5 protein-coding genes are annotated in these 5,391 nt (G+C 64.1%); 3 read left to right on the forward strand and 2 right to left on the reverse strand.

Annotation, left to right across the window (positions count from 1 at the left end):
* Window positions 1-150 precede the first annotated feature (150 nt).
* Window positions 151-1,203, reverse strand: coding sequence for a Bug family tripartite tricarboxylate transporter substrate binding protein (locus EBE87_RS27470; protein ID WP_120640908.1), 1,053 nt, complete (start codon window positions 1,201-1,203; stop codon window positions 151-153).
* Between the two features lie 82 nt (window positions 1,204-1,285).
* On the opposite strand from EBE87_RS27470, the gene EBE87_RS27475 reads away from it, so the two are divergent.
* Entirely contained in the window at window positions 1,286-2,074 is a 789-nt protein-coding gene (locus tag EBE87_RS27475; RefSeq protein WP_158611685.1) for an IclR family transcriptional regulator, read from the forward strand.
* Window positions 2,075-2,402: 328 nt separating this feature from the next.
* Here the strand turns inward: EBE87_RS27475 and EBE87_RS29260 are convergent, their stop codons facing one another.
* Entirely contained in the window at window positions 2,403-2,564 is a 162-nt protein-coding gene (locus EBE87_RS29260) for a hypothetical protein (RefSeq protein WP_158601058.1), read from the reverse strand.
* Between the two features lie 208 nt (window positions 2,565-2,772).
* Here EBE87_RS29260 and EBE87_RS27480 point away from each other — a divergent pair, with 208 nt between their 5' ends.
* Both EBE87_RS27480 and EBE87_RS27485 read left to right on the forward strand, forming a co-directional pair.
* Window positions 2,773-3,864 (forward strand): SMP-30/gluconolactonase/LRE family protein, encoded by a 1,092-nt coding sequence (locus EBE87_RS27480; RefSeq protein ID WP_120640906.1) that lies wholly within the window; start codon window positions 2,773-2,775, stop codon window positions 3,862-3,864.
* Window positions 3,865-4,066: 202 nt separating this feature from the next.
* Window positions 4,067-4,456, forward strand: coding sequence for a glycoside hydrolase family protein (locus tag EBE87_RS27485; protein ID WP_120640905.1), 390 nt, complete (start codon window positions 4,067-4,069; stop codon window positions 4,454-4,456).
* The last annotated feature ends 935 nt before the right edge of the window (window positions 4,457-5,391 follow it).

The following is a 5,391-nucleotide window of genomic DNA, read 5'->3' on the forward strand; positions in this document are numbered from 1 at the left end:
CCGAGGAGGTGAACAGACACGGGTCATTTCTCAGCGAAAACTCTGACCCCTCCCGGGTCAGGTCTCAGCGAAAATCAACAGGCGCGACTTCTGGGCGATTCGGATTGGCGTAAGGCAGACGTGCCACGTGGTTCTCCTACACTTGCGACGTTACTCAAGCTCAATGCCGGCAGCCCGGATGATCGAGCCCCAGAGTTCGACCTCGGCCACCAGGGCCTGTCGGGCATCTTTGGGGCGCGATTGGACCACAGCCTCGTAGGCGAACTTTGCCAGTTCGGCCTTCATCCCTGGATCGGCCATGACGGCGGCGGATGCTGCGGCCAGGGGTGCAAGGAGGGCATCTGGCGTTGCGGGCGGGGCAGCGAGCCAGTTCGTGTTGCGCGTGATGACATCGATCCCGTCCTCCCACGCCGTACGCACCTCGGGCGCCACAGGGGAGCGCGCCTCGTCCAGCACGCTGATGGCCGGCAGCTGACCGGATTGATGCAACTGAAGGAGGGGGGCAAAGGTGTCGATCACGAAGGTCAGGTTGCCGGCCATGGTGTCCTGGATGGCGCCGGCGGCGCCGCGATAGGGAACGTGCGTCGCCTCCAGACCACCCGCACGCAGCTTCAGGAGTTCGGCCGACAGGTGTGGCACGCCGCCAATGCCAGAACTGCCGTAAGAGTGGCGTCCCGGCTCACGCCGCAGCAGATCGACCAGCTGCGGGAGTGTAGCGATCCCGAGTTTCGGATTGACCGAGAGGACCATTGGCGTGAAGCCGAGCACGGAGACCGGTGCAAATCCCCGCAGCGGATTATAGGGCGGGTTGCGTCGCGCCATCGGGCCAGCGATGCCGGAGGTGGGGCTGTGGAAGATCAGCGTTGCACCGTCGGGTGCCGCCCGGCTCACCTCCGCGCCGCCCATAAGGCCTCCAGCGCCCCCGCGGTTGTCCACGATGACGGTGCGGCCGATAACCTGTCCAAAATGAGCGGCAAAAAGCGGGCAAAGACGTCGGTGGTCCCACCCGGCGGAAAGGGCACCACGAGGCGGATACCCGGCCCTCCCTGCGCCCGCGCCGCGCGCTGGCCGGCTGCCAAGCTCAAGCCAGTAAGCAGCAGTCCTCGGAACAGTTCGCGCTTCCGCACGTCCGTTACCTCCCCTTAGGTCGAGGTGCAGGCGCCCAAGCCAGGCATCACCTCTTGTTCCGTTTAACGGAACCATTATGTCATTTACGGAACATCAGAGGGGCTGCCGCGTCAAGCGGTCTGTTGCCGTATCGAAGATGAGGGCACGAAAGCTTGGCATGGCAGTCGCCGTCGGGGACCGGGGCGTGGAGCAGACCTTCGGGCGAGCCTCGGCCGTACTGGACGTGCTGGCGGAAGCACGTGACAGTGGTCTGCGCTTCACCGACATCGTGCAGGCTACCAGCTTCAGCAAAGCTACGGTGCACCGGCTCCTCGCCGGGCTAACCGCGCACGACTTCGTTGAGGCTGGAGAAGAGGGGCGCTTCTTCCTTGGCTTCCGGCTCGCCGCTTGGGGAGGCGCGGCGCGGGACCGTCACGGAATTGTTGAGCGTACGGTGCCGGTGCTGCGGACACTCGCCGAGCGCACCGGCGACACCGTCTATCTCAGCGTGCAAGTCGGCGCGCTGTCGCTGTGCGTGGCACGGCAGGAGGGAACCTTCCCGATCCGTGCGCTTCCCCTGAAGCCTGGCGACCTGAACGCCCTCGGCGTCGGCTCCGGCAGCCTGGGCCTGCTCGCCTTCCTCGGGTCCGACGAGGAGATTGATCGGGTGCTAGCGGACCCTGAGAACATCCAGGCGCGCCAGCGCCGCGGCGTGGACGAGGGTACGATCCGGCGGCACGTCGCTGCGGCCCGCGAAAGCGGCTACGTGCTCGCCGGTGGACTGACGCCGGGCATGTCGGGCCTCAGCCTTCCGGTGTTGTCGAGGGCCGGGCGCCCGCTCGCAGCTGTCAGCATCGCGACGACGTCCGATCGCCTGCTCCAACCGCGCCTTGCCGAGGTGCTAGGGTTCCTGAGAGTGGCCGTGCCAGATCTCGGCTATACGCTCGGCGAAGTTCCTTACTTCTGAGCAGCGTTACTTGTTGTGCTGGCTGAGATCGCCCGAATGCAAGCCAATCACATTCGCTGCCTCAACTAGCTGATGCGCAGCCGAGTGCTGCATGTCAGTCCGCGAACAGCCACCCAGCTTGGCATCCGCAAGCAAGGCACCGCCATGGTTGAGATCACTCCGCTGGCGGTGCCTCGCGGCCCGCAGCTAGGGCTCAGGGCTCAGGGCTCAGGGCTCAGGGCTGGCTCGCCCTCTCCTACCCTGCACATCCTATCCACCCGGTGATCCACAGCTTCGTCCCCGCACTCTGGGGATAAAGTCTTGGGCGGAGGCCGGCAGGCCGTGGGCCTCAGCGCAGCGCCAGATCCTCCAGACAGGCGTCAAGCGGATAGAAGCGGCTGGCCGACGCCTGCAGCTCACGGCTGGCATGGGACCAATAGAGCAGCATCATCTCGAAGCCATCCTGCACCAGCTGCCGCACGCTACGGCTCGTAGCGTCATCATCCGCCATCAAGGTGACCCATTCCCCGTCGGTGCCGACAGCACTGGACCAACGTAAAAGCAAAGCTGGAGTATGCCTGTGGGGAAGCGGGATTGCAGACAGAGCCTTGAGTGCCTCTTGGCAGAGGTTGCCAGGATCCTCCGTTCTCCCACAGGATCCGGCGCCCAGCTTGGGCGCGTGAAAAAGCGGCAGAGCCCGCTGTACAGGAGAGGAAGACATGAACAGAACACGACGCTGGATGCTGGGTGCCGCAGTGAGCGCGGCCGGCGGATCCCTCCTGACATCCGCAGCCGGTGCGCAATCCTTCCCATTCACCCCGAACCAGCGCTACCCCGATCCGGCGGTGCAGATCCTTGATCCGAGCTTCGCCAAGTACCGGATCTACAGCAGCACGCTGGAGCAGGTCGCCACCGGAATGCGCTGGGCTGAGGGACCGGCATACTTCCCTGAAGGCGGGTACCTCCTCTGCAGCGACATCCCAAACAACCGGATCATGAAGTACGACGAGAAGGATGGGAGCTTTACGGTCTTCCGCAGCCCGGCGAACTTCGCGAACGGTAATGCACGCGACCGTCAGGGCCGCCTGATTACCTGCGAGCATTCCGTGACGCGGCGGGTGACGCGGACGGAGCGGGACGGCAGCATCACCGTGCTGGCGGACAGCTTCGAGGGCAGGCGCCTGAATGCGCCGAATGATGTGGTTGTTCGTTCAGATGACACGATCTGGTTTACTGACCCGCTATTCGGCATCAATGGCGAATGGGAGGGCAGCCGCGCCAAGCCGGATCAGCCGACGACCAACGTGTACCGGATCGACCGCAACGGCACGTTGAATGCCGTGGTCACCGACCTGGTCAATCCCAATGGCCTCGCCTTCTCCCCGGACGAAAGCAAGCTCTACGTGGTCGAGTGGCGCGGCACGCCCAACCGCAGCATCTGGAGCTTCGATGTCGGGTCGGATGGAAGCCTTGGCAACAGGACAAAGCTGATCGATGCCGCAGACCAGGGCGCTCTGGACGGGTTCAAGGTTGACCGTGACGGCAACCTCTGGTGCGGCTGGGGCAGCAATGGTGCGCTGGAACCAGAGCCTGCCATGGTTGGCGGTCGGCGGGTCTTTGGCCTGCGCGGCAAACCGGAGGATCTGGACGGTGTCATGGTCTTCAACCCACAAGGCAAGCCCATCGGCTTCATCCGCCTGCCGGAGCGCTGCGCCAACCTGACCTTTGGCGGGCCGAAGAACAACCGTCTTTACATGACCTCGAGTCACTCTCTTTACACACTGCATGTGGAGTCACACGGCTCAGTCTGAGGAATACCCTCCATCCCGGCAGGTCTGTGCACTCGCTGGGATGGGTGAGTTGTGCGCGACGGCGAGCCACCTGGCGGCGGTGTGTTGCATCGGTCGGCCCGGCGATCCGCCCGGGGTGGGATAGTGAGGAGGCGATGGCCTGCCATCCTGGAGGAGAGCCGGGCCGACCGATGCAACACACCCGCCTGTGGCGACTGATCCCGTGGCCGCGCTCACTGATGTGCTGATCGTGGAGGAAGGCCTGTGCCTGACCGTCTATGATGATGCCACTAGCAAGGCCATCGGGCCCGGCAAGCAGATGGTTGGCCATCCGACCATCGGCATCGGCCGCGCCCTGAACCGCAAGGGCATCACCGCATCCGAGGCGCGCTATCTGCTGGCCAACGACGTGGTGGAGGTGCGGGAGCAGGTGGCACGCGCGCTGCCTTGGTCCACGCGCCTGACGCCGGTTCGCCGGATGGTGCTGGAGGCTATGGCGTTTCAGATAGGGCTGGACAGGCTGCGGGACTTCAAGAACACGTTTGCCATGGTGGAGCGCGGCGACTACGCGAGCGCCGCTGCAGGGATGCTGAACAGCCAGCGGGCGAGGTAGACTCCGGCGCGGGCGCGGCGGATGGCGGATCTGATGCGGGAGGGGTAACGCTCGCCTGGCAGCGAACGATCCCGCCGGGAGAGTTACGCCGCTACAGGCGGGACGCTCTCGTATGGCGGGAGAGACTGCCAAGTCTCCTTTGGTAAGTGCACTTCCTCGCCGGCTACGTACACGACTGCGATCTCGCCTTCATAGTGCATCAGGCTCGCTGCCTGCCCGTGCCACACACGCACCCAGAACTCTGTGCTCATACTAAACTCGCAATCCCGTGAGTTCCGAGTATGCCCTAATTCGAGCAGGTCCGGGCATGTATTTGCATGTAATGAAATAAATCACGCTTGCGTGATTATCGTTAACGCGGTTACTCACCCGCCGCGCCAGACGGTGGGGAAACCTCTGGCGTAGCTTCCGGCTGGGGGGCGGAGGCAAGCAGATTACATCCGCCCGGTGGGAGCAATCCTGCCGGGCGGTTTCTTGCCTGGCGCTCGACGCTCACCCCTCAGCATTTCGTTACCGGCGCGGACGAAATTTGCATTAAGCGCAAATCGTCCCTACGCTTTGGACGCTACGGCATCGGAACGGATGCCCTGTCACGCCTTCAGTGGGAATAGCGTACAAGCTGCCCGGTCTCGGCCCCCGCCTTGCCGGGCAGCTTCTCGTTGACCGCGCTGTGGCGGCAAATCCACTGACCTGGAGTAAGCCATGTCGCGTGCCTTCCTTAAGTGCCAGCACATCATCGCGGCGTGTGGTCCAGCCAGTGAGGCGGCGACCTTAGCTCTCGATTTGCCTCCTAGCGGGAGGTCCGACGAACTGGACCAAGTGCGGCACGAGGTGCGGACCATTGAGGGCTTGCTAGGCTCAGGGCCTATTAATGAGCCTCTTGAGCTTTGATCTTGCTGTGATTCCATGGCGTCGGAGGTGCTGCCATGGCTGAC

This window comes from Teichococcus wenyumeiae, assembly GCF_003696345.1.
Taxonomy (GTDB): Bacteria; Pseudomonadota; Alphaproteobacteria; order Acetobacterales; family Acetobacteraceae; genus Pseudoroseomonas; species Pseudoroseomonas wenyumeiae.